The sequence below is a fragment of the Mycolicibacter acidiphilus genome, assembly GCF_018455725.1.
In the GTDB taxonomy this organism is placed as follows: Bacteria; Actinomycetota; Actinomycetes; order Mycobacteriales; family Mycobacteriaceae; genus Mycobacterium; species Mycobacterium acidiphilum.
Window position 1 is genome coordinate 1 of record NZ_JAHCLR010000008.1, and the last position, 21,527, is coordinate 21,527.

Here is a 21,527-nt window from a genome sequence, read left to right on the forward strand (position 1 = left end):
AAAAACTCACTGTCCGAATTTTGTCAGGCTCCTCAGAGCTCCGACAGCTCGCGCTGCTTGTCGACGAGGGTGGTGAAGGCGGTGTCGCCGTTCTTCACGGCCGACTTGAGGTGGTCCCGGTTGGCGTCGATCAGCGCCCCCGCCTGCGTCACCAACTCGTTGAGTTTGCGGCCGGTGCGGCCGGTGCCCAGGTCCTCATCGGCGAGCATCTTGCTGAGCTGCCGGGTGGTGTGCCCGAACTGGCGCAGCTTGTCGTCGTTGCGGGCCGCCGCGTCCATCAGCGAGCTCAGGTTGGTGATGATCGTGGTCAACTGGTTGCGGGTCGTCTCGCCGCGCTCCGCGCTGAGTTTGAGCGCCCGGGACAGTTCGCCGAGCGCGGACTTGATGGTCTCCCCGTTGCCGTCGGCGATGCCGGCGCCGGCGTTGATGACGTCGGCGACCGGCCCGTTGCCCTTGCCGTCACCGCCGAGCGACTTCGACACCTTGTCGAGCATGTCGAGCACCCGGTCGAACGCCACCGGGGTCCTGGTCCGGTTCAGCCCGATCGTGGTGTGGTTCTTGATCGTCTCGCCGCCCCGGTAGGGCGGGGTGAGCTCGATCTGGCGGGCGGTGAGGATCGAGGTGTTGATCGTGACCGCGTGCACGTCGGCGGGGATCTTCACGCCGCGGTCGACGGTGAACTCCGCCTCGACGTACTCGCCCTTCGGGGTGATCTTGGTGATCCTGCCGACCGGCATCCCCACCACCGCGACCACGTTGTCCTCGTACAGCCCTGCGGCGCTGTCGAATTGCGCGGTCAGTGTGAGCGAGCCGCCGAACGGCTGCAGGTAGTAGGCGCCGGCCGCGACCACCACCAGCGCCCCGGCGATCAGCGCGGCGACCAGCGCCCGGACCCGGCGACGGCCACGGTCGCTGCCCGAGGTGCGCAGCGTGACGGTCGGGGTGTCGTCCGGTTCCTCGACGTGCTCTTCGAGCAGGGTCGGCGGCGCGCTCATTTGCAGTCCTTGAAGTACTCGATCATGTTGAACTGCTTGGCGCGTCCGCTGATCGCGCACATCCACGAGTCGATCGCGATGCCGTTGCCCACGTAGAACTCGACGGCCGGCCCGTACCCGGTGGAGTTGGTCAGGCCGCGCAGCACCGGCGGGGCGGACTGCAGCAGGCTGCGCAGCAGATCGTCATGCTGACCCAGCATGTCGGAGAGCTCCCGCAGGTTCGCGAGCATGTCGTCGAGCATGCCGCGGTCGTTGACGACGAGGTTGTTCAGGTTGGCCACCAGGTTGGTCAGCGCCGCCAGCATCGCGTGAAAGGTGTTCTGCCGCACCACCAGTTCGCCGATGAAGTCCTGGCTCTGGTCGACCAGGTTGCCCAGGTCGGTCTGCTGGTTGCGTAGCGTGTTCGCCACCCGCTCGGTGCTGGCCAGCAGGGTGCCGAGCTGGTCGCGCCGGTCCCCGGTGATCTTCGCCAGCGTGCGCAGGTTCGTCATCGCCTGCGGGATGATCGGCGGCAGGCCGGACAGCTGCCGGCCCAGCACGGCCAGCGACTGCCCGAACTGGTCGGAGTCGACCTGGTCGAAGGTGGTGGTCGCGTCCTCCAGCAGGCTCTGTAGGTCGTAGGGCACCTGGGTGTGCGCCAGGTCGATCCGCTTCCCGGGCACCTTGCCGGGACCGTCGGGCTCCAGCTGCAGGTAGCGCGAGCCCAGGATCGTCATGACCTGGATGACCGCGCGGGTGTCGCGGCCCATCGGGATGTCGTTGCGCACGCTCAGGCCCGCCTCGACGTGGTCCCCGACGAGTTTCATGCTGGTCACGTGCCCGACCTCGATGCCGGCGACCGTGATCGGGTTGCCGGCGGCCAGCGCGGCCGCCTGGGCGAATTCCGCGGTGTAGCGGGTGTAGCCGAAGCCGATCACCTTCACGAACAGCGATGCGGCGACGACGACGGCCACCACCACCAGCGCCAGGAACCCCAGCAGGGTGGTGTTGTAGGACTCCAGCGGGCCGGAGAAGTGCCGCCGCCGCTGCTCGGCCAGCCGGGTCAACAGTGCGCTAGCCATTGGTGGTGTTCCTGCATCTCGGGGTGTGCCAGGCCAGGTTCTTCGAGGTGATCGGGGCGGCGTTGCCGGGGGTGGCGGCGTTGACGATGATCGTGGTCATGTCGTTGAGGCCCGGCCAGAACCCGGCGAGGTTGAGGTCGCAGACGTAGGCCGAGCCGTAGGAGCCCTCCCCGAACACCCGGCCCAGCCCCTTGAGCAGCAGCGGCAGGTTGGCGCCGGTGAACGCCAGCTGCGGCTCGATCTGCGCCATGTGCTTGGTGAAGCCGGGCTGCCGGTTGACCATCTCCTCCAGCGACGGGAACACCTCGTCGGCGATCGTCGACAGTTGCCGGGTCACCTGGGCCAGCGAGCCGACCGAGGACTGCAGCGCCGGGCGCCGCGAGTCGAAGTCGGCGATCGCGCGGCGGGCCTGGGTCAGTGTGTGGTCCAGCTGGTCGTTCTGGCCGGCGATGGTGCCGGTGACCTTGTTCAGGCTGGTGATCAGATCGCCGAGCACCTCGTCGCGGCCGGCCAGCGTCTGGGTCAGCGTCGAGGACTGATCCACCAGTTCCGCCATCGACGCCCGGTCGCCCTGCAGCGACTGCAGCACACCCTTGGTGAGATCGTCGGCCTGCTTCGGATTCAGCAGCGACATCAGCGGTTTGAACCCGTTGAGCAGCACACCGACGTCGAACGACGGCTCGGTGCGCTCCAGCGGGATGACGCTGCCGCGGGGCAGCCGCTCGTTGTTGCCGAGCGTGCCGAGCGACAGGCCGAGGTAGCGCTGCCCGATGATGTTCTGATAGGTCACCGACGCGACCGTGTTGCCGTACAGCGGCTGGTTGCTCTGCACGATGAACGAGACCTTCGCGAGCTTGCCGTCGAGCGCGACCTTCTCCACCCGGCCCACCCGGACCCCGGCCATCCGCACGTCGTCGCCGTCGCGCAGCCCGTACACGTCGCTGAACACCGCCGCGTACGGCGTCGTCGCCCCGGCCACGTCGCGGCGCAGCGTGGCGTAGACCAGCCAGGTCAGCACGGTGGCGACGACCATGAAGATCGAGACGCCGATCAGCGGCCCGCGCAGTTTCACTTGTGCCCCTCCGCTTTCGAGACCCCTGCCTTCGAGACCACCGTGCCGCGGGCGACCGGGCCGAGCAGCACCTGGGTCGCCACCGACGCGGGCTCATGCTGCCCAGTGATGAGGCCGAGCTGGTTGCGCTCCGCCTGACTGCCGACCGGACCCACGTTGCCGCCGTAGGCGGCGGGCGCGGTACCGCCGCCGTAGGACGCCGGTGCCACCGGTGCGGCGGGTGAGAACTCCGGCGCGTGCGGCTGCGACGGGATCGGCGGTGCCGGCGGTGGCGGGGGTCCCGGGTCGAGCGGGTCGCCGGAGGTGGGCATCCGGGGCGCCGGACCGGTCCACCACGGCAGCGGCGGGTTGTTGTCGGTCAGGTCGGGGTGCGGGTTGATCAGCGGCGGCCCGACCGCCCGCAGGTTGCCGTCCGGGCCGATCTCGGTGCCCGGCGGCGGTTCCAGGCCGGCCGGGAAGTGGTAGTTCTGCGGCAGCATGTTCTCCGGCAGCTCCGAGCGGACCTCGATCAGCGGCGCGTTGAAGCAGCTTGGGCCCTTCATCTCCCCGTACTGCGGGCAGTCCGCCCGGGTGTAGGTGTGCATCGGGGTCCAGGACAGGTTGACCCGCATGTTGTTGGTGATCAGGTCGTCGTTGTAGAGCTCTTTGAAGAACTTGTCCGACAGCGTGTTCACCCGGGTGAAGATCGGCACGAACTTGTCGTGGTTGTTGGCGAACACCCCGATCACCGGGGTCAGATCGTGGGTGATCTGGATCAGCTGGTCGATGTGGTTGTCGAGGGACTCCCGGGTGACGCCGACGGTGTGCTGGGCGCCGCCGATCAGCGACGCCAGCTGGGCGCGCTTCTCGGCGAACACCCGCATCGGCTCGACCGCCTGGTGCAGTGCGTCGACCAGGTCGGGTGCGGTGGCGGCCAGGCCCTGGGTGGCGCTGAGCAGCGCGGAGACCGTCGACGGCCCCGGCTCGGTGGCGACGATCCCGTTCAGCTGGTCCAGCAGCCGGGTCATGTGCGCACCGGCGTTGAGCAGCTTCACCCGGCGGTTGTCGGTGGCCGCGCCGACGGCGGCCAGGATGCCCAGGCTGTGGTCCTCGCGCCCGCGGCCGGTGGCGGCCAGGATGTCGCGGAGTTTGGACACCGTGGTCTGAAACAGCACCGTCGACAGGTCGCCGTCCTCGGGGATGTGGGTGCCCGGGTCGATGGCGGCGGCCGAACTCTCCACGCCGCCGGGGTCGACCAGCTGGATCGACGACACCGCGAACACGTTCGACGGCACCACCCGCGCGGTCACCGTCTTGGGGATGTCGCGGGCGAACTCCGGTTTGAGCTCGATGTGCACGTAGTTCGGCTTGCCGTAGGCGGCCGGGATCACGTCGGTGACGTCGCCGACCAGCAGTCCGTGGTAGCGCACGTCGGACTTGGCCGGCAGCCCGTCGCCGACGTTGACCAGGTCGGCGATCACCCGCACGTAGGCGTTGAGCATGCCGGTGGACTTCGCCAGCAGAGTCGCGGTGACCAGCACGATCACCGTCAGCACCACGGCCCCGGCGCCGAGCAGTTGGCGCTCCGAGGGGCCGCGGCCGTCGGTGTCGAGGGAGTTGCCGGTGCCGATACCCATGTCAGCCGCCGAACCTGGCGCCGGCGTCGACGCTCCACAGCGCCATCGTCAGCAGCATGTTGACCATGATCACGATCGTGATCGACGCCCGCATCGCGTGACCGGCGGCGACGCCGACGCCCTCCGGGCCGCCGGAGGCGTAGAAGCCGTAGTAGCACTGCACGGTCGACGCCAGCCAGACGAAGACCACGCACTTGAGGATCGAGTAGACGATGTCCTTGCCGGCCAGCATCATCGTGAAGTAGTGCAGGTACGGGCCGATCGACCCGCCGCTGATGACCCCGGTGACGACCTGGCAGGTCAGGTAGGTGATGGCCAGGCAGGCCACGTACAGCGGGATGACCGCGATCGTCGACGCCAGCAGCCGGGTGGTGACCAGGAACGGGATCGGCCGGATCGCGATCGAGTCCAGGGCGTCGATCTCCTCGGCGATCCGCATCGCGCCGAGCTGCGCGGTGAACCGGCAGCCGGCCTGCATGGCGAACGCCATCGCCGCCATGATCGGCGCCAGCTCGCGGGTGTTGACCAGGGAGGAGATGAAACCGGTGGCCGGCCCCAGGCCCAATAGGTTCAGGAAGTTATAGCCCTCGATCGCCACCAGGGCGCCGGCGGTGAAGCCCAGCACGATCGCCACCCCGGCGGTGCCGCCGCCGACCACGATCGAGCCGTTGCCCCAGGCGATGTCGGAGAGCAGCCGCAGGAACTCCTTGCGGTAGTGCCGGAACACCGTCGGCACGCCGGCGGCGGCCCGGCCGAAGAACACCAGCATGTGGCCGAGCTTGATGGTCGGCTTGGACAGCAGCCGGTAGCCGGCGACCAGCGGCCGCGCGATCGTCGGGACGTACGTTGAGACGGCCACGCCTACAGCCCCGTTCGCGGGAACAGCACGTTGTAGAGCTGGCTGATCCCGACGTTGACGATCATCAGCACCAGGATCGCCTCCACCACCGAGGCGTTCACCGAGTTGGCGACGCCGGCCGGCCCGCCCTTGGTGGACAGCCCCTTCTGGCAGGACACCACCGCGACGATCGCGCCGTAGACGATCGCCTTGAGCAGCGCGACGATCATGTCGCCGGTGGTGGCGAACGACGAGAACGACGCCACGAAGCTGCCCGGGGTGCCCTTCTGGAAGTAGACGTTGAACAGGTAGCTGGCCAGGAAGCCGACGAAGCAGGTGATCCCGGTCAGAGCCAGGCCGATCATGATCGCCGCACCGAACCGGGGCACGACCAGTCGCCGGATCACCGAGACCCCCATGACCTCCATCGCGTCGGTCTCCTCGCGCATGGTGCGCGAACCCAGGTCGGCGGTGATCGCCGAGCCGACGGCGGCGGCCATCAGCATCGCCGCCACCAGGGAGGCGGCCTGTCGGATCACCGCGAGCCCGGCGGCGGCGCCGGCCATCGAGGTGGCGCCGACCTGGTTGGCCAGCAGCGCGAACTGGATCGACAGCGTCACCCCGATCGGCAGCGCCACCAGGACCGTCGGCAGCACCGCGGTGGTCGCCATGAACGCGCTCTGCCGGACGAACTCGCCCCACTGGAACTGGCCGCTGAACAGGTCGGCGAAGAAGTACTGGATGGTGCGGACCGCGAGGATGCACTGCTCGCCGACCGTGGTCAGTGAAGCCATCGGGTGCCGTTTGACGTAGCCGACGGCCCAATCCTCTATTGCGGCAACCCCATCCAGCGGCGGTTCGCCGACCAGGTCGCGCTCGTCCTGCGCGGTCATGGTCGCCGGCTCCGGATATCCGGTCCGCATGACGACCGCAACTGCGGACGAAGGGGACGAAGCATGGCCGACATGCTAACCACCCTTCTTACTCCGCGGTAGGGTTCGCTCGATGTGAGAGGAAATTCATGTGACGATAACGGCACTGTTGATCGCGTAATGATGTCGGACACAATGTACTGACGTTGCGGGCCGGGGCAACATGACTTGAGTTATGGCTGGTGACGACGGTGGGGAGGATGCCGATGGCGGGAAAAACGGCGCGTGCGGTCGCGGTGTGGGCGGCCTGCGCGGTGAGCGTCGCGGGGTTGGGGCTGCCCGGTGCGGCTGCCGATCCGGGGCAGCCGCCACCGGCGCTGCCGGTGTTCACCCCCGTGCCCACGGACTGGTCGCCGCATTCGGATTTCTGGCCGTACAACACGTTCACCTACCAGCTGACGCCGGAGATGATCAGCGGCATGTCGGACTCCTGCCAGTGGTTCGGAGCGCAGTTCGACCCGCTGCTGGGGCAGATCAACGACGTCAACCACGCCCTGGACACAAGGCACGACGTCTATCCCGGGCTGCAGGGGCAGGTCGACGCCGTCGTCGCCAACATCGACCGGTCGACCGGCTTCCTGGGCCCGCGACTGGCGCCGCTGACGATCCGCAACAACCCGGACAACTACGGGCCGTACTCACCGATCTACGGCGGCGAACAGCTCACCGGCGTGCTGTTCCAGCTGTCCCGCATCGCCGACGGCATGCGCAAGCGGCAGCCGTCGGGGTTCACCCGCCCGCACATCGACGCCGCCGCGGGGTGGGGCGCCGCGCTGCGCAACTCCGGGGCCTGCACGTAATCCTCTGCCGCGGGCGTGCACAGATCACCGGTAAAAGTCCAGGTGGGGGTGGTGAGTTCTGCACGCTGGCGACGGGGGCGGGGGCTCTCCGGTACCGTCGGCGCGGTCGACCCGCCCCCGGGGCGACCCCGAAGGAGAAGGTGACGCGTAATGGCCCGGCGTGAGTGGATCGACAGGGATTTCTATGTCGATCTGGGCCTGACCCCCGATGCCTCCGCCGACGAGATCAAGACCGCCTACCGAGCGCTGGTGCGCGGCGGCGCGCGGTCCACCGAGGTGTTCGAGGCCTTCGGCGTGCTCTCCGATCCCGAACTGCGCCGGGAGTACGACGACGTCCGGCGGCTGTTCGACGACGACCGGCCCGAACCGGAGCCGGCTGCGACGGAGGCCCCGGAAGACGACGCCGAGGGTGTCGGCGGAACCCCCGAAACCCCCGAAACCCCCGAGGCCCCCGAACCCCCCGAAACCCCCGAGGCCGCCGAGGCCCCCGAACCCCTCGACGTGCCGGCGGTAGTCGCGCCTCCCGCGTCGCGGCGGTCGTGGCTCGCGGTGGCTGTGCTCGCGCTCGGGGTGATCGTCGCGTCGTACGAGGGTTGGCTGCTGTACGCCCAGCACGAGCGGGCGGTGGCCGCCGCGCAGGCGCTCGAAGCCGCCGAACGCTACACGCTGACGCTGACCGGGGTGAACCCCGACGACATCGACAAGAATTTCGCCGAGGTGCTCGACGGCGCCACCGGTGAGTTCAAGGAGATGTACGCCAAATCCAGTGAACAGCTTCGTCGCCTGCTGATCGAGAACAGGGCGACCGCGCACGGCACCGTCGTCGATGCCGCCGTCTCGTCTGCCACCAAGAAGCGGGTCGAGGTGCTGCTGTTCGTGGATCAGGCGGTGAGCAACAAGGCCAGCCCGGAGCCGCAGATCGACCGCAGCCGCATCGTGATGACGATGGAGAAGGTCGGCGGCCGCTGGCTGGCCGCCAAAGTCGACATGCCCTGAGTGACGGCGGCGGCTAGTTGAACCCGAGCCAGCCCGGCAGCGCACGCTCGTGCGCGTCGCACAGCACCAGGGCGTTGTCGCACGATCCGCGCGGCGTGCCAGCCCCCGCCCAGATGCCGCCGACGTCGCGGCGCAGCACGATCGCCGACGACGTCCCACCGTCGAGCAGGATCGCGGTGTCAGAACCCAAGCCGCGGAACAGATCCTGCATGTTGTCCGGGGTGTAGTTGCCGCCCTGGAAGATGTACATCTCGTCTTTCGGCCGGGAGTAGGCGAGCGCGGTGCGGGCCGCGCTCGGCCCACCGTCGTTGAGCTGGCCGCTGACACCGGGGGCGAGCAGACCCAGCCCGCTGATCGCCACGAACCGCTCGCCCCGGTTGACCAGGTCGGTGACAGTCGGCCCGGCCGCGTCATAGTCCCCGCCGTCGCGGCCGCCGTTGGGCCAGATCACCTGTGGCACACCGTGGGTCGGCAGGATCATCGTCGCCAGTGTGGACCAGTGCTCGTTGCCGCCGGAGAGGCCCTGCTTGCCCGCGTAGGGGATGGTGCCGGTCACCGCCTGGTTGGCCCGGCCCTGTCCGCGGGTGTTGTCGACGTAGACGCCCAGCGGTGAACTGCAACCGGTGGACCGCCACGAGCCGCCCTGCTGGCCGCGGATGTCGAAGAAGTTCGCGTTGATCGCCACCGTCGGCCGCCCCAGCGCCTGCCAGGCCTGCAGCGGGGTGTAGATCTCCGAGGCCTGATGCAGTCCCTCGCCGGTGCGGGCCCGCGGATTGCGCTCGCACCGGGACTGCTGCCCGGAGTGACTGTCCACCAGCAGATGTGGCTCCAGTTGCCGGGACGCCGACTTGATGACGGTCAGGTGCCCGCCGTTGGGCATCTCATACCAGTTGCCGGCCGCGTTGAGCATCGGCGTCGGGTGACCGCCGCCGAAGTTGTAGACCAGGTAGGAGCCGCGGCTGCGGGCGATCGCGGCGGCCAACTGGTCGCGTCCGTCGACCGCCCGTGCCACCGGCGGCCCGGCCGTGCACAGCAGCAGCATCGCCGCGCAGCAGGCGGCCGCGCGCCGGGCGATCGCGGCGAGTGTCGGCAATGTTCGGCCCTTCGGCATACGACTGGGAGACAACAACTTTCCACGTTAACGGCGATCAGCGCACTGTCAACGGGTGTGATCGGGTTGTGCCGGTACGGTTTTGAAGTGGTTATCCGGTGGCGGCTTCGGAGGCCCGTTTGCCGTCCAGGAACGCGTCGAAGTCGAACGGTGTCGATTCACCGCTGCGCTCACCGGTTTCAAGGGCGTCGCGTAACGCGCGCAGTGGAGTCTCGTGGGGGTCGAGCGCGAACGGGGTGTCCTTGCCCATGAAATGCACGATACCGATTATCGATATCGAGGGCAGCACCTTCCGGAGCCGAAGATTTGCGGGCGATCAGAACGTATCCCGGGCCGAGTCCCGGTCGAAGCTACGTGGTGATGTTGGGGCGCTACAGGCTTAGTTCACTGTGTGAACCCAATCTGGCGAGCGCCAACGTCCCGTCTTCGGGCTTCGTGTAGATCAGCGCCGGGTCGGGGCGGAGATGGCAGTCGCGAAACCCGATCTAATTGCCTGTGAGGCCGTGGTCACGTAGCTACAGCTTGGGCGTCACGGTGCCCGGCAACTCGTCGAAGATCGTCTGCCCGCTGCCGCTCGGGCTGTTCGCGATGTACACCGGCTGCCCCAGGAACGGCGCGTTGCCGGTGTTCGGGAAGAAGTAGAGGTCCTTCAATTGGGCGTCGGGCAGGACGAGCGGCGAACCGGTCTGCGCGTCCGGGGTGTAGGAGTACACCAGCGTCGGATCGCCGCTGCCGGTGTCGGAGTAGACCGAGTAGGCCAACCCGCCACTCGATCCGGACAGCGCGCCATCGAACACCGACGACGGCAACATCCCCACCTTGCCGCCGGAGTCGATCGCCACCACCTGGTTGAACGGCACCAGCGGGCCGTCGCCGATCTGCAGGCTCAGGTGATCGACCAGCGGCGAGCCGTCCAGCGCCACGCGCTCGGGCAGCGGGTTGGCGCCGAACTGCAGCAGGCTCTGCGGCTCGTCGATCAGCACACCCTGGTTCAGGTCGCCAGGCAGCGCCGCCACCGGGCTGACGGCCGGGCCCAGCGCGCCGGGGCCGACGCCGACGATGCCGTCGATTCCGGGCGTCATGATCGAGTTGAAGCCGTGTGGGAAGCCGAAGACCGGCACGTCGTCGACGACCGCCTGGGTGCCGGTGTCGCCGCCGAACGAGATCGTCGTCGGGACCTTCAGGTAGACGATCTGCTCATCGCCGCCGAACTTGGCGAACCCGATGCCGGTGGGGAACCCGATGTGCTGCACCCCGACATCCGACAGCGGAACCATCAGGCCGGCCGAACCGGTGTCGACCAGCATCGGCACCGCGGGACCGCCGCCGATCGAGACGTTGATGACCGGTTCGTTGTTGTGCACGGTCAGCGGCACCGCACCGTGGATCGCGGCCCCGGTGCCGTCGGCGCCGGTCACCCCGGCCGTCGCGCCGCCCCAGCCGCCGAGCCCGCCGATCGCGCCCGCCCCGCCGTTGCCGCCGGCGCCGCCGTTGCCGATGTCGGTGGCGATACCGCCGGCCCCGCCGTGGGCGTCGGCCCCGCCGGCCCCGCCCGTGCCGCCGTTGCCGATCAGCCCGATCGCGTCGCCGCCGGCCACCCCGGCCTCGGTGCTGGTCCAGCCGGCGCCGCCGTCGCCGAACAGCAGGCCGCCGTTGCCGCCGTCGGGATGCGCCTCGGTGCCCGGGGCGCCGTTGCAGATCAGGCCGCAACTGTCGTCGAAGAACTGAAACGCGACATTCGAATCGAGTGCTTTGCCGGCCGGGGTGTCGAGGAAGTTCTCGACCGCGGCGTGCAGTGGCAGCACCAGGTCCTGCTGCAGGGTCTGCGCCCAGAAATCCGACGGGTCGACGGCCGCACTGCCGGCCCAGTCGGCGGGGTTGACCAGGTCGGTGATCAGGTCATCGACGTCGGCACCCGCCACCGGGGCGGCCAGCAGCGCCAGGAACGCGCAGACCGGCGCTCCCGCCGCAGTCGTGCGTCCGATTCTCCGGCGGTGACGAGGCATCGAGAGAGACCTTTCGGTAAGCAGATCATGTGAAAAGCAGGATCAGCATGCCCGAAAATACTGTGCGTCCACTGGATGTGAGCTGACGGCGAACTCAGCCGCCGAGTCGTGACCGCATCGCCCAGATCAGCACCTCCGCCGGTGCGGTGGCCGTCACCCGCTGCCCGCCGCCCCCAGCGAACCGGACCGCGTCGCCGGTTGCCAGCGGACACGCCCCTTCCAGCTCCACCGAGCCGCTCGGCACGAACAGGTGCGCATAGGGCGCATCGGGCAGTTCGACACTGTCGCCCGGCTGCAACCGGGCGGCGTACAGGGTGGCGTTGGCGTTGCCGATGGTGATGGCGGCGTCGGGGTCGCTGCCGGACGCGACGGTCACCAACCCGCCGCCGTCGAGTGCGGCACCGACCTCCCGCTGCTGGTATCCCGGGGTGCGCCCGGGGGTGTCCGGCATGATCCACATCTGCACGAAATGCACCGGCTCATCGGCGGATTCATTGCGCTCCGAGTGTAGGATGCCGCTGCCCGCCGACATCCGCTGCGCCAGTCCGGGGACGACGACACCGGAGTTGCCGATCGAATCACGATGGCTCAGCGCGCCGGAGAGCACCCAGGTGACGATCTCGGCGTCCCGGTGCGGGTGGGTGTCGAAGCCCGAATCCGGTGCGACCACGTCGTCGTTGTTGACCAGCAGCAGCCCGTGGTGGGTGTTGTCCGGGTCGTAGTAGTCCCCGAACGAGAACGAATGCCGGGACTCAAGCCACGACGTCCGGGACACCGCGCGGTCGGCGGCGGCCCGGACGTCGAAGGTGGTCATCGCTTCAGGTTAATGGGTCACCAGTCGCTCTCGTCGAACGTGATGACGCCGCGGATGTTCTTGGCGTCGAGCATGTCCTGGTAGCCCTGATTGATGTCCTCGAGCTTGTAGGTCTGCGTGATCATCTCGTCGATCTTGAGCAGCCCGGACTTGTACAGCCCCACCAGCCGCGGCGTCTCGATGTGCGAGCTGCCGCCGCCGAAGATGTTGCCCTTCAACGTCTTCTGCAACATGGTGAACAGGAACAGGTTCAGCTTGACGTCGGCGTCGACCATGCTGCCCATCCCGGTCACCACGCAGGTGCCGGTCTTGGCGGTCAGGATCATCGCCTCTTCGAGGTATTCACCCTTCATCTCGCCGACGGCGATGATGGTCTTGTCGGCCATCAGGCCCCAGGTCTCCTCCATCACCGGCATGATCGCCTCGGCCATCGACGGGTAGACGTGCGTGGCGCCGAACTTGATCGCCTGCTCGCGCTTGAACTCCGACGGGTCGATCGCGATCACCCGGCGCGCCCCGGAGAGCACCGCGCCCTGCAGGGCGCTCATCCCGATGCCGCCGACGCCGATGATGATGACGGTCTCGCCCGGTTGCACCTCGGCGACGTTGGTGGCCGACCCGAACCCGGTCGGGACTGCGCAGCCCATGATCGCCGCCGACTCGAACGGCACGTCCTTGTCGATCTTGACGACGGAATCCTTGTGCACGGTCATGTACGGCGCGAACGTGCCGAGCAGGTTCATCGGCGACACCTCGTGGCTGCCGGCGTGGATCCAGGACCGGCCGTCGGCGATCGCCTTGCCGCCCAGCAGCACCGCGCCGCGGTCACACAGCGACCGGAAGCCCTTCATGCACGGCGGGCAGACGCCGCAGGCCGGGATGAAGGCCAGGATGACGTGGTCGCCCTCCTCGATGCCGGTCACGTTCTTGCCGACCTTGGTGACCACGCCGGCGCCCTCATGGCCGCCGAGCGCCGGCAGGCCCATCGGGGTGGCGCCGGTGGTCAGGTGATAGTCGGAATGGCACATGCCCGCGGCATGCATCCGGATCTGAACCTCGTCGGCAACCGGGTCGTCCAGTTCGATCTCGTCGACCCGCCACGGCGAGTTGACCTCCCACAGCAGTGCACCCTTGGTCTTCATGCGAGAGATATTAGTCACACCGTGAGAACGTGTTACAACTCAGCTGCCTGTGAGTTCTCTGAAGTGCGGAAACGGCGTATTACTAACCTTTGTGTGGAATCCCGGCGGTCAGGCCGCCGTCGACGACGAAATCGGCCCCGGTCGAGTACGACGACTCATCGGAGGCCAGGTAGAGCACGCAGGCGGCCACCTCGGCGGGCTTGGCGCCGCGGCCCAGCGGGATCTGCAGGAAATCGTCCGGGATCGCGATCGTCATCCGGGTCCGCACCAGCCCGGGCAGCACCGAATTCACCCGGATGTTGTGCTCGGCCAGTTCCAGTGCGGCGGCTTTCGCCAGTCCGCGCACCCCGAACTTGGAGGCCACGTAGCCGTACAGTCCGGGGCTGCCGCGCAGGCCCTCGATCGAGGCGACGTTGATGATCGACCCGCCGCCGGCGGCCTTCATCGGCGCGACCGCGGCCTGCATGCCCAGGAACGTCCCGGTCAGGTTGATGTCGATGATCTTCTGCCACTGCTCCAGGGAGAAGTTCTCCAGCGTGTTGACGTTGGCGATCCCGGCGTTGTTGACCAGCACGTCGAGCTTGCCGAACGCCTCGACGCAGGTGTCGACGGCCGCCTGCCACTGATCGGGCTGGGTGACGTCGAGGTGCACGAAGCGGGCGTTGTCGTCCCCGAGTTCGAGCGCGATTTTGGCGCCCTCCTCGTCGAGGACGTCGCCGATCACCACCCGGGCCCCCTCGGCGACCAGTGCGCGGGCGTCGGCCGCACCCATGCCCCGCGCGCCGCCGCTGATCAGTGCCACTTTGCCGTCGACTCGTCCCATGCCCGGTCACGCTACCGGGGTGCGCGGGCCCCGGTTAGGCTGCCCTGATGGCAGCCACCGACCCCGCAACCCGCACTGAACATGCCTTCGACGGGCAGCGCGGGGTGCGGATCGTCTACGACACCTGGGCGCCGGCGGCGGCGCCGCGTGCGGTGGTGGTGCTGTCCCACGGCTTCGGCGAGCACGCCGGGCGCTACCACCACGTCGCGCAGCGGTTCGGCGCCGCCGGCTTGGCGACGTACGCGCTGGACCACCGCGGGCACGGCCGGTCCGGTGGCAAACGGGTTCTGCTGCACGACCTTTCGGAGTACACCGGTGACTTTCACACGCTGGTCGGCATCGCCGCCCGGGAGCATCCAGGGCTGCCGGTGGTGGTGCTCGGCCACAGCATGGGCGGGGCGATCGTGTTCAGCTACGGCGTCGACCGGCCCGACGACTACCGGCTGATGGTGCTGTCCGGGCCTGCGGTGGACATGACCGATGCGGTCTCGCCGGTGCTGGCGTTCGTCGCGAAGGCGCTCGGCGCGATCGCCCCCGGACTGCCGGTGGAGAAACTCGACTCGAGCCTGGTCTCCCGCGATCCCGCGGTGGTCGCCGCCTACGACAGCGACCTGCTGGTGCACCACGGCCGGGTGCCGGCGGGCGTGGCCCGGGCGCTGATCCAGGTGGGGGAGACGATGCCACAGCGGGCGGCGGCGCTGTCGGCACCCCTGCTGGTGATCCACGGCGAGGACGACGGCCTGGTGCCGGCCGCCGGCAGCCGTCGGCTGGCCGAGTGCGCCGGCTCCGCCGACGTGCAGCTGACCGTCTACCCGGGCCTCTACCACGAGGTGTTCAACGAGCCCGAGCGTGAGCAGGTCCTCGCCGACGTCGTCGGGTGGATCGACGCGCACCTGTGAATGACGGTCGGCGCGGTGTCGGCCGAGTCGGTTAGCGTGCGTCCATGACCGCCGCAACAGAGGACAAGATGCTGGCGCGGATCGCCGCGCTGCTGCGCCAGGCCGAAGGCACCGACAACGCCCACGAGGCCGAGGCGTTCATGGCGGCGGCCCAGCGGCTGGCGACGGCGACCTCCATCGACCTGGCGGTGGCCCGCTCGCATTCCGCAGCGCGGACGGCGGCGACCGCCCCGGTGCAGCGCACGATCACGATCGGCGAGGCCGGCACCCGGGGGCTGCGCACCTACGTGCAGCTGTTCGTGGGGATCGCATCCGCCAACGAGGTGCGCTGCGACGTCGCGTCGAACTCGACGTTCGTCTACGCCTACGGGTTCGCCGAGGACATCGACGCCGCGCACGCGCTCTACGCCGGACTCGTCGTGCAGATGGTGCGCGCCTCCGACGCCTACATCGCCTCCGGGGAGCACCGGCCCACCCCGACGATCACCGCCCGGCTGAACTTCCAGCTGGCGTTCGGCGCCCGGGTCGGCGCCCGGCTGGCCGAGGCCCGCGACGAGACCCGCCGGGAGGCCGAGCAGGACCGCGGCCGGGCACCGGGGACCGCACTGGCGTTGCGCAACAAGGAGATCGAGCTGCACGACTACTACCGCAGCACCTCGCGGGCCCGCGGTCGCTGGCAGGCGAGCCGGGCCTCGGCGGGGTATTCGTCGGCCGCCCGGCGTGCCGGTGACCGGGCCGGCCAACGGGCCCGGCTCGGGGCCAGCCCTGAACTGCCCGGCGCCCGGACCAGACTGGAGCGGTGAGCGCGGGGCAGCGCGACACGCAGCGCGCCAGGGTCTACGCCGCGGAGGGTTTCGTGCGGACCCTGTTCGACCGTGCGGCGCAGCGCGGGTCGGGCACTGTCGACTTCTTCGGCACCCCGCTGACGCTGCCGCCGGAGGCGCGGTTCGGCTCGGTGGCGGCGGTGCAGCGCTACGTCGACGACGTGCTGGCCCTGCCCGCGGTGCGCGCGACGTGGCCGGCGGCCGGGGCGCTGGCGGTTAGGGCGCGCCGCGGTGCGACCGCCGCGCACTACGAAAACGCCGACGGGACAGCGATTGTCGCGGTTCCCGATCGGCGCAGCGGTGATTGGGCGATGCGGGAACTGGTGGTGCTGCACGAGATCGCGCACCACCTGTGCGGTGCGAACCCGCCGCACGGGCCTTCGTTCACCGCGACACTGGCCGAACTGGCCGGGATCGTGATGGGCCCGGAACTCGGCTACGTGCTGCGGGTGGTGTACGCGCACGAGGGCGTGCGCTGACCGGTCGGCACGTCGAGACCGGTGGCGCCCCCGGCCCCGACGGCGCGACTCAGCTGACGGCGACCAGGTCGGCCCCGCAGCCGCACCGGTAGGCGTCGGAAGCGCCGTCGCATCCGCATGGCACCTCGATCCGCACCCGGCAGCCGCAGTCGGCGTGGGTGCAGGTGAGCAGGGTGCCGGATTCGTTGATTCCCATGGGTCTCACTCCTTTCGGGTTCGTCACCGACCGGTTGACCGGCAACACCTTCTGTATACCCGGTAGGGGTATGGGGTATCAAGGGGGATCGTCGGATAATCTGATGACCATGACCGCAGAGACCACGCCCGCCGCCGTCGACGACTTCCTGGATCACGCCATCGGCGGCGACGATCCCGACACGGCCGCCGCCCTGACCGCCAGTGCCGACGCCGGACTGCCGGCGATCGCCGTCTCCGCGCAGCAGGGCCGGTTCCTGAATCTGCTGGCCACCGCCGTCGGCGCGAAGCGGATCCTGGAGATCGGCACGCTGGGCGGCTACAGCACGATCTGGCTGGCGCGGGCGGTCGGCGCCGACGGTTCGGTGGTGACCTGCGAATACGACCCGAAACACGCCGCGGTGGCGCAGGCCAACCTGGACCAGGCCGGGGTGGGCGCCCGGGTGCGGGTGCTGGTGGGGCCGGCGCTGAAATCGCTGCCGCTGCTGACCGGCAGCGCCCCATTCGACCTGGTGTTCATCGACGCCGACAAGGAGAACAACGCCGCCTACGTGGAGTGGGCGCTGCAGTTGACCCGGCCGGGTTCGGTGATCGTGGTGGACAACGTGATTCGCGACGGGAAGATCCTGGAACCGCACGACGACGGCACCCGCGGCACCCGGCGGTCACTGGAACTGCTCGGGGAGCACCCGAAGCTGGAGGCCGCCGCCATCCAGACCGTCGGGGTGAAGGGCTGGGACGGCTTCGCGCTCGCCCTGGTGAAATAGCCCAAGCAACCCGCGACCGTGCATAGTTCACCGGGCCCACCTGGGGAAATGCCGGTCAACTATGCACGGTCGCGCAGAGGCTACCCGCAGACCGCGCCGGTGGCCGCCGAGTGCACCAGCTTGCGGTACTTGGCCAGCACGCCGCGGGTGTAGCGCGGCGCCGGCGGGGTGAAGTCCTCGGCCCGCACCGCCAGCACGTCGGCGTCGACGAGCAGGTCGAGTTTCGCGTTGGCCACGTCGAGTCGGATCCGGTCGCCGTCGCGGATGAACGCGATCGGTCCGCCGTCCACCGCCTCCGGTGCGATGTGCCCGACGCACAGCCCCGTCGTCCCGCCGGAGAACCGGCCGTCGGTCATCAGCAGCACGTCCTTGCCGAGACCGGCGCCCTTGATCGCGCCGGTGATCGCCAGCATCTCGCGCATGCCCGGGCCGCCCTTGGGGCCCTCATAGCGGATGACGACCACGTCGCCGGCGGTGATGGTGCCGTCCTCGAGCGCGTCGAGCGCAGCCCGCTCACCGTCGAAAACCCGTGCGGTGCCCTCGAACACGTCGGTGTCGAAGCCCGCGGACTTCACCACCGCGCCCTCCGGCGCCAGTGAGCCGTGCAGGATCGTGATGCCGCCGGTCGGGTGGATCGGGTTGGTCAGCGCGTGCAGCACCTTGCCGTCGACGACCGGGGGATTGAGGTCGGCGATGTTCTCCGCCATCGTCTTTCCGGTCACCGTCATGCAGTCGCCGTGCAGCAGACCGGCCTCCAGCAGCGTCTTCATCATGACCGGCACGCCGCCGATCTTGTCGATGTCGTACATGACGTGCGCGCCGAACGGTTTCACGTCGGCCAGGTGCGGCACCTTCGCGCCGACCCGGGAGAAGTCGGCCAGGGTCAGGTCGACGTCGGCCTCGTGGGCGATCGCCAGCAGGTGCAGCACCGCGTTGGTCGATCCGCCGAACGCCATCACCACCGCGATCGCGTTCTCGAACGCCTCCTTGGTCAGGATGTCGCGGGCGGTGATGCCGCGGCGCAGCAACTCCACCGCGGCCGCGCCGCTGGCCTTGGCGTAGCCGTCGCGGCGCCGGTCGACCGCCGGCGGGGAGGCGCTGCCCGGCAGCGACATGCCCAGTGCCTCAGCCGCACTGGCCATGGTGTTGGCGGTGTACATCCCGCCGCAGGCGCCCTCGCCCGGGCAGATCGAGCGTTCGATGATCTCCACGTCCTCGCGCTTCATCAGCCCGCGTGAGCACGCCCCGACCGCCTCGAACGCGTCGATGATCGTCACCTCGCGCTCGGTGCCGTCGGTGAGGTGGGCGTAGCCGGGCATGGTGGAACCGGCGTAGAGGAAGACCGAGGACAGGTTCAGCCGGGCCGCGGCCATCAGCATGCCGGGCAGGCTCTTGTCGCAGCCGGCCAGCAGCACCGAGCCGTCCAGGCGCTCGGCGCACATCACGGTCTCGACGCTGTCGGCGATCACCTCGCGGCTCACCAGCGAGAAGTGCATGCCCTCGTGCCCCATCGAGATGCCGTCGGAGACGCTGATGGTCCCGAACTCCAGCGGGTAGCCGCCGGCCTCGTGCACACCCTCCTTGGCCGCCTTGGCCAGCCGGTCCAGCGACAGGTTGCACGGGGTGATCTCGTTCCATGACGACGCCACCCCGATCTGGGACTTGGCGAAGTCGTCGTCGCCCATGCCGACCGCACGCAGCATGCCGCGGGCGGCGGTCTTCTCCAGGCCGTCGGTGACGTCGCGGCTGCGCGGTTTGATGTCGACGGTGCCGGGGGCGTTTTCGGGCTTGGAAGTCACCGTGACAGTATGCCCGTCCCGGTTTACCGGACCAAACGAATAAAAATACCCCGAGGGGGTATGCGTTACAGTGGCGGGATGAGATCGGTCGCCGCTCGCCGCTTCGCACCCGTTCTGACCCCGGTGCTGGTCGTCGGGCTGACGCTCGGCGCCGGTGCGACCGTCAGTTCCTGCCGGTCCACCGCGGCGCCGTCGGCGAAGCACTCCAGCACGTCGACCGCGACCACGCACAGCGCCGAGGACGTCCGGTTCCTGCAGGACATGATCGAACACCACCAGCAGTCGATCCAGTTGGCGATGCTGGTGCCGTCGCACACGTCCAACACCGCGCTGGATCAGCTGGCGCAGCAGATGGTGATGACGCAGATGTCCGAGAAGCAGGCATTCCAGGCGCAGCTGCTGCAGTGGGAGCAGGAACTGCGGTCCGGCGACGACGCCCCGGTCGCCGGGGTGGCGGATCAGGCCACCGTGAACCGGCTCGACACGCTGCACGGCCCGGCGTTCGACACACTGTGGCTGCAGACCATGATCGCCAACCACCGCGGGGGGATCACGCTGACGCGCAACGAGATCGAACACGGGCAGAGCACCGACATCATCGGCGTCGCGCACACCGTCGAAGCGACCCAGCAGGCCGGCCTGGACCGGATGACCGCGATGCAGGCGGCGTCATGACCACCCCGGCCTACTCCCCGAACAAGGACAACTACGCCAAACGCCTGCGCCGCATCGAGGGCCAGGTGCGCGGGATCGCCAAGATGATCGACGAGGACAAGTACTGCATCGACGTCCTCACCCAGATCAGCGCGGTGAGCAGTGCGCTGCGGTCGGTGGCGCTGAACCTGCTCGACGAGCACCTCGGGCACTGCGTGCACGGGGCCGCCGGCGACGAGGGCGCCGGCGCCGAGGCGAACCGCGCCGCCAAGCTGGCCGAAGCCTCCGCCGCTATCGCGCGGCTGGTGCGATCCTGAGCACAGCGCCGTTACCATGTGATCCAGCAGTTCCGGGGAGCGCCCTGCGCCCACACCACTCGACGCTGCCCCACACCATGACTGCCGAAACTCGAAATACCTCGCAAGGGCCGCGGCAAACCCGGTCACCCTGGACGCCGCGGGTCGCGGTGCAGTTGACCGTGCTCGCAGCGGCCGCGTTCATCTACGTCACCGCCGAGACCGTGCCGGTGGGTGCGCTGACCGCGATCGCGCTCGGGTTGGACGTCAGCGAAGCGCTGGTCGGGACCCTGCTGGCCTGGTACGCGGTGATCGCGGCGGTGACGACGATCCCGTTGGTGCGCTGGACGGCGCGCTGGCCGCGGCGCGAGACGCTGCTGTTGACGCTGCTGTGCCTGACCGTCTCGCAGGTGATCTCGGCGGTGGCGCCGAACTTCTGGGTGCTGGCCGGCGCCCGGGTGCTCTGCGCGATCACCCACGGGCTGATGTGGTCGGTGATCGCCCCGATCGCCGCGCGGCTGGTGCCGGCCAGTCATGCCGGGCGGGCGACGACGGTGATCTACCTGGGCACCAGCCTGGCGCTGGTGCTGGGCAACCCGCTGGTCACGGCGATGAGCCTGATGTGGGGGTGGCGGGTGGCGGTGGCCGTCGTCGCGGTCGCGTCCGCGGCCGTCACCGCGGCGGCCTGGTCGGTGCTGCCCCGGCTGACGCTGAGCGCCGAACAGTTGGCCGGCGTCGGCCGCCAGGCCAAGCACCACCGCAACGGCCGGCTGCTGAGCCTGAGCGGGTTGACGCTGACCGCCGTGGCCGGCCACTTCATCTCCTACACCTTCATCCTGGTGATCATCCGCGACGTCGTCGGGGTCGACGGCCCGGACCAGGCGTGGTTCCTGGCGGCGTTCGGGATCGCCGGGCTGGTCGCGGTGCCACTGGTCGCCCGGCCGCTGGACCGCCGGCCGAAGCTGGCGGTGCTGACCTGCATGGCGCTGCTGACGGCGGCGTTCCTGCTGTTGACCGGGCTGGCGCTGAACGGCCGCCCGAGCGTCGCGACGACGGTGGCCGGCACCGTGGCGATCGTGCTGTGGGGTGCGATGTCGATGGCGGTGTCGCCGGTGCTGCAGTCGGCGGCGATGCGCAGTGCGCCCGAGGACCCCGACGGCGCGTCCGGGCTGTACGTGGCCGCGTTCCAGGTCGGCATCATGGCCGGGTCGCTGCTCGGCGGACTGCTCTACGACCGGGCCGGGGTGCCGGCGATGCTGGCCGCGTCGGCGGTGCTGATCAGCGGGGTGCTGGCCGGGATGGCGGCCACCCGCGGCGTTTTCGTTGTTTCCTCGCCGGTCGACGATCGTAACGTTCGCCACTCCGACGACGGCTGAAATCCCAGGTAGAACGGGTGTCGATCCGGGGT

The 21,527-nt window shown here is 69.4% G+C and carries 22 protein-coding genes and 2 pseudogenes; 9 read left to right on the top strand and 15 right to left on the bottom strand.

What is annotated here, in order from left to right:
* Positions 1–35 precede the first annotated feature (35 nt).
* The 6 genes and pseudogenes from KIH27_RS06465 to KIH27_RS06490 all read right to left on the bottom strand — a co-directional run.
* Positions 36–995 (bottom strand): annotated as a pseudogene (locus KIH27_RS06465) (MCE family protein); the annotation flags it as partial.
* Positions 992–2,056: an MCE family protein gene (locus KIH27_RS06470; RefSeq protein ID WP_214092122.1), complete on the bottom strand. Its 1,065-nt coding sequence runs from the start codon at positions 2,054–2,056 to the stop codon at positions 992–994. The gene KIH27_RS06470 and the pseudogene KIH27_RS06465, both read right to left, overlap by 4 nt.
* Positions 2,049–3,128, bottom strand: coding sequence for an MCE family protein (locus KIH27_RS06475; protein WP_214092123.1), 1,080 nt, complete (start codon positions 3,126–3,128; stop codon positions 2,049–2,051). The genes KIH27_RS06470 and KIH27_RS06475 overlap by 8 nt, the downstream gene beginning before the upstream one ends.
* Entirely contained in the window at positions 3,125–4,744 is a 1,620-nt protein-coding gene (locus KIH27_RS06480; protein WP_214092124.1) for an MlaD family protein, read from the bottom strand. The genes KIH27_RS06475 and KIH27_RS06480 overlap by 4 nt, the downstream gene beginning before the upstream one ends.
* A 1-nt stretch (position 4,745) precedes the next feature.
* Positions 4,746–5,603 carry an ABC transporter permease gene (locus KIH27_RS06485; protein ID WP_214092125.1) on the bottom strand — a complete coding sequence of 286 codons (858 nt, stop codon included), beginning with the start codon at positions 5,601–5,603 and terminating at the stop codon, positions 4,746–4,748.
* A 2-nt stretch (positions 5,604–5,605) separates the two neighbouring features.
* Positions 5,606–6,475 carry an MlaE family ABC transporter permease gene (locus tag KIH27_RS06490; protein WP_214092126.1) on the bottom strand — a complete coding sequence of 290 codons (870 nt, stop codon included), beginning with the start codon at positions 6,473–6,475 and terminating at the stop codon, positions 5,606–5,608.
* A gap of 245 nt (positions 6,476–6,720) precedes the next feature.
* Between KIH27_RS06490 and KIH27_RS06495 the strand changes: the two genes are divergently transcribed.
* Positions 6,721–7,314, top strand: a complete 594-nt coding sequence (locus tag KIH27_RS06495; protein ID WP_250149705.1) for a hypothetical protein — start codon at positions 6,721–6,723, stop codon at positions 7,312–7,314.
* Positions 7,315–7,656: 342 nt separating this feature from the next.
* On the top strand, positions 7,657–8,310 hold the full coding sequence (locus KIH27_RS06500) for an Rv1363c family protein (protein ID WP_372451314.1): 654 nt from the start codon (positions 7,657–7,659) through the stop codon (positions 8,308–8,310).
* Positions 8,311–8,323: 13 nt separating this feature from the next.
* On the opposite strand, the gene KIH27_RS06505 is transcribed toward KIH27_RS06500, so the two are convergent.
* The 7 genes and pseudogenes from KIH27_RS06505 to KIH27_RS06535 form a co-directional block, all read right to left on the bottom strand.
* A complete protein-coding gene (locus KIH27_RS06505; protein ID WP_214092240.1) occupies positions 8,324–9,421 on the bottom strand; it encodes a phosphodiester glycosidase family protein in 1,098 nt (365 codons plus the stop codon).
* 91 nt (positions 9,422–9,512) lie between these two features.
* Positions 9,513–9,647, bottom strand: a pseudogene (locus tag KIH27_RS06510) (type II toxin-antitoxin system ParD family antitoxin); the annotation flags it as partial.
* A 145-nt stretch (positions 9,648–9,792) separates the two neighbouring features.
* A complete protein-coding gene (locus KIH27_RS06515; RefSeq protein WP_214092241.1) occupies positions 9,793–9,906 on the bottom strand; it encodes a type II toxin-antitoxin system YafQ family toxin in 114 nt (37 codons plus the stop codon).
* 30 nt (positions 9,907–9,936) lie between these two features.
* Positions 9,937–11,427, bottom strand: a complete 1,491-nt coding sequence (locus KIH27_RS06520) for a PecA family PE domain-processing aspartic protease (protein ID WP_214092128.1) — start codon at positions 11,425–11,427, stop codon at positions 9,937–9,939.
* Positions 11,428–11,521: 94 nt separating this feature from the next.
* Positions 11,522–12,241 carry a pirin family protein gene (locus tag KIH27_RS06525; RefSeq protein WP_214092129.1) on the bottom strand — a complete coding sequence of 240 codons (720 nt, stop codon included), beginning with the start codon at positions 12,239–12,241 and terminating at the stop codon, positions 11,522–11,524.
* A gap of 17 nt (positions 12,242–12,258) precedes the next feature.
* The gene (locus tag KIH27_RS06530) at positions 12,259–13,383 is read right to left on the bottom strand and encodes an NDMA-dependent alcohol dehydrogenase (protein WP_214092130.1); all 1,125 of its coding nucleotides are present in this window, start codon (positions 13,381–13,383) and stop codon (positions 12,259–12,261) included.
* An 82-nt stretch (positions 13,384–13,465) separates the two neighbouring features.
* Complete coding sequence (locus KIH27_RS06535; protein WP_214092131.1) at positions 13,466–14,206, bottom strand: glucose 1-dehydrogenase; 741 nt, start codon at positions 14,204–14,206, stop codon at positions 13,466–13,468.
* Between the two features lie 47 nt (positions 14,207–14,253).
* Between KIH27_RS06535 and KIH27_RS06540 the strand changes: the two genes are divergently transcribed.
* The 3 genes from KIH27_RS06540 to KIH27_RS06550 are packed head-to-tail and all read left to right on the top strand — an operon-like array spanning position 14,254 to position 16,408.
* Positions 14,254–15,105 carry an alpha/beta hydrolase gene (locus tag KIH27_RS06540; protein WP_214092132.1) on the top strand — a complete coding sequence of 284 codons (852 nt, stop codon included), beginning with the start codon at positions 14,254–14,256 and terminating at the stop codon, positions 15,103–15,105.
* A 44-nt stretch (positions 15,106–15,149) separates the two neighbouring features.
* Positions 15,150–15,908, top strand: coding sequence for a DUF2786 domain-containing protein (locus tag KIH27_RS06545; RefSeq protein ID WP_214092133.1), 759 nt, complete (start codon positions 15,150–15,152; stop codon positions 15,906–15,908).
* A complete protein-coding gene (locus KIH27_RS06550; protein ID WP_214092134.1) occupies positions 15,905–16,408 on the top strand; it encodes a TIGR04338 family metallohydrolase in 504 nt (167 codons plus the stop codon). The genes KIH27_RS06545 and KIH27_RS06550 overlap by 4 nt, the downstream gene beginning before the upstream one ends.
* A gap of 49 nt (positions 16,409–16,457) precedes the next feature.
* Here KIH27_RS06550 and mymT read toward each other — a convergent pair whose 3' ends face one another.
* On the bottom strand, positions 16,458–16,604 hold the full coding sequence (gene mymT, locus KIH27_RS06555; RefSeq protein ID WP_214092135.1) for a copper-binding metallothionein MymT: 147 nt from the start codon (positions 16,602–16,604) through the stop codon (positions 16,458–16,460).
* A gap of 109 nt (positions 16,605–16,713) precedes the next feature.
* On the opposite strand from mymT, the gene KIH27_RS06560 reads away from it, so the two are divergent.
* Positions 16,714–17,370 carry an O-methyltransferase gene (locus KIH27_RS06560; RefSeq protein ID WP_214092136.1) on the top strand — a complete coding sequence of 219 codons (657 nt, stop codon included), beginning with the start codon at positions 16,714–16,716 and terminating at the stop codon, positions 17,368–17,370.
* An 80-nt stretch (positions 17,371–17,450) separates the two neighbouring features.
* Here KIH27_RS06560 and ilvD read toward each other — a convergent pair whose 3' ends face one another.
* A complete protein-coding gene (ilvD, locus tag KIH27_RS06565; protein ID WP_214092137.1) occupies positions 17,451–19,169 on the bottom strand; it encodes a dihydroxy-acid dehydratase in 1,719 nt (572 codons plus the stop codon).
* Positions 19,170–19,247: 78 nt separating this feature from the next.
* Between ilvD and KIH27_RS06570 the strand changes: the two genes are divergently transcribed.
* From KIH27_RS06570 to KIH27_RS06580, 3 genes are all read left to right on the top strand, one after another.
* Positions 19,248–19,844: a DUF305 domain-containing protein gene (locus KIH27_RS06570; protein ID WP_214092138.1), complete on the top strand. Its 597-nt coding sequence runs from the start codon at positions 19,248–19,250 to the stop codon at positions 19,842–19,844.
* Positions 19,841–20,140 carry a metal-sensitive transcriptional regulator gene (locus KIH27_RS06575; RefSeq protein ID WP_214092139.1) on the top strand — a complete coding sequence of 100 codons (300 nt, stop codon included), beginning with the start codon at positions 19,841–19,843 and terminating at the stop codon, positions 20,138–20,140. The genes KIH27_RS06570 and KIH27_RS06575 overlap by 4 nt, the downstream gene beginning before the upstream one ends.
* Before the next feature lie 77 nt (positions 20,141–20,217).
* Positions 20,218–21,495, top strand: coding sequence for an MFS transporter (locus KIH27_RS06580; protein WP_214092140.1), 1,278 nt, complete (start codon positions 20,218–20,220; stop codon positions 21,493–21,495).
* The last annotated feature ends 32 nt before the right edge of the window (positions 21,496–21,527 follow it).

Excerpts from the sequence above, each read along its gene's own strand:
- KIH27_RS06480 (WP_214092124.1), bottom strand. The coding sequence starts at position 4,744 with ATGGGTATCGGCACCGGCAACTCCCTCGACACCGACGGCCGCGGCCCC.
- KIH27_RS06470 (WP_214092122.1), bottom strand. The coding sequence starts at position 2,056 with ATGGCTAGCGCACTGTTGACCCGGCTGGCCGAGCAGCGGCGGCGGCAC.
- KIH27_RS06535 (WP_214092131.1), bottom strand. The coding sequence starts at position 14,206 with ATGGGACGAGTCGACGGCAAAGTGGCACTGATCAGCGGCGGCGCGCGG.
- KIH27_RS06545 (WP_214092133.1), top strand. The coding sequence starts at position 15,150 with ATGACCGCCGCAACAGAGGACAAGATGCTGGCGCGGATCGCCGCGCTG.
- KIH27_RS06560 (WP_214092136.1), top strand. The coding sequence starts at position 16,714 with ATGACCGCAGAGACCACGCCCGCCGCCGTCGACGACTTCCTGGATCAC.
- KIH27_RS06505 (WP_214092240.1), bottom strand. The coding sequence starts at position 9,421 with ATGCCGAAGGGCCGAACATTGCCGACACTCGCCGCGATCGCCCGGCGC.
- KIH27_RS06525 (WP_214092129.1), bottom strand. The coding sequence starts at position 12,241 with ATGACCACCTTCGACGTCCGGGCCGCCGCCGACCGCGCGGTGTCCCGG.
- KIH27_RS06540 (WP_214092132.1), top strand. The coding sequence starts at position 14,254 with ATGGCAGCCACCGACCCCGCAACCCGCACTGAACATGCCTTCGACGGG.
- KIH27_RS06490 (WP_214092126.1), bottom strand. The coding sequence starts at position 6,475 with ATGACCGCGCAGGACGAGCGCGACCTGGTCGGCGAACCGCCGCTGGAT.
- KIH27_RS06575 (WP_214092139.1), top strand. The coding sequence starts at position 19,841 with ATGACCACCCCGGCCTACTCCCCGAACAAGGACAACTACGCCAAACGC.
- KIH27_RS06580 (WP_214092140.1), top strand. The coding sequence starts at position 20,218 with ATGACTGCCGAAACTCGAAATACCTCGCAAGGGCCGCGGCAAACCCGG.
- KIH27_RS06570 (WP_214092138.1), top strand. The coding sequence starts at position 19,248 with ATGAGATCGGTCGCCGCTCGCCGCTTCGCACCCGTTCTGACCCCGGTG.
- KIH27_RS06495 (WP_250149705.1), top strand. The coding sequence starts at position 6,721 with ATGGCGGGAAAAACGGCGCGTGCGGTCGCGGTGTGGGCGGCCTGCGCG.
- KIH27_RS06520 (WP_214092128.1), bottom strand. The coding sequence starts at position 11,427 with ATGCCTCGTCACCGCCGGAGAATCGGACGCACGACTGCGGCGGGAGCG.
- mymT (WP_214092135.1), bottom strand. The coding sequence starts at position 16,604 with ATGGGAATCAACGAATCCGGCACCCTGCTCACCTGCACCCACGCCGAC.
- KIH27_RS06530 (WP_214092130.1), bottom strand. The coding sequence starts at position 13,383 with ATGAAGACCAAGGGTGCACTGCTGTGGGAGGTCAACTCGCCGTGGCGG.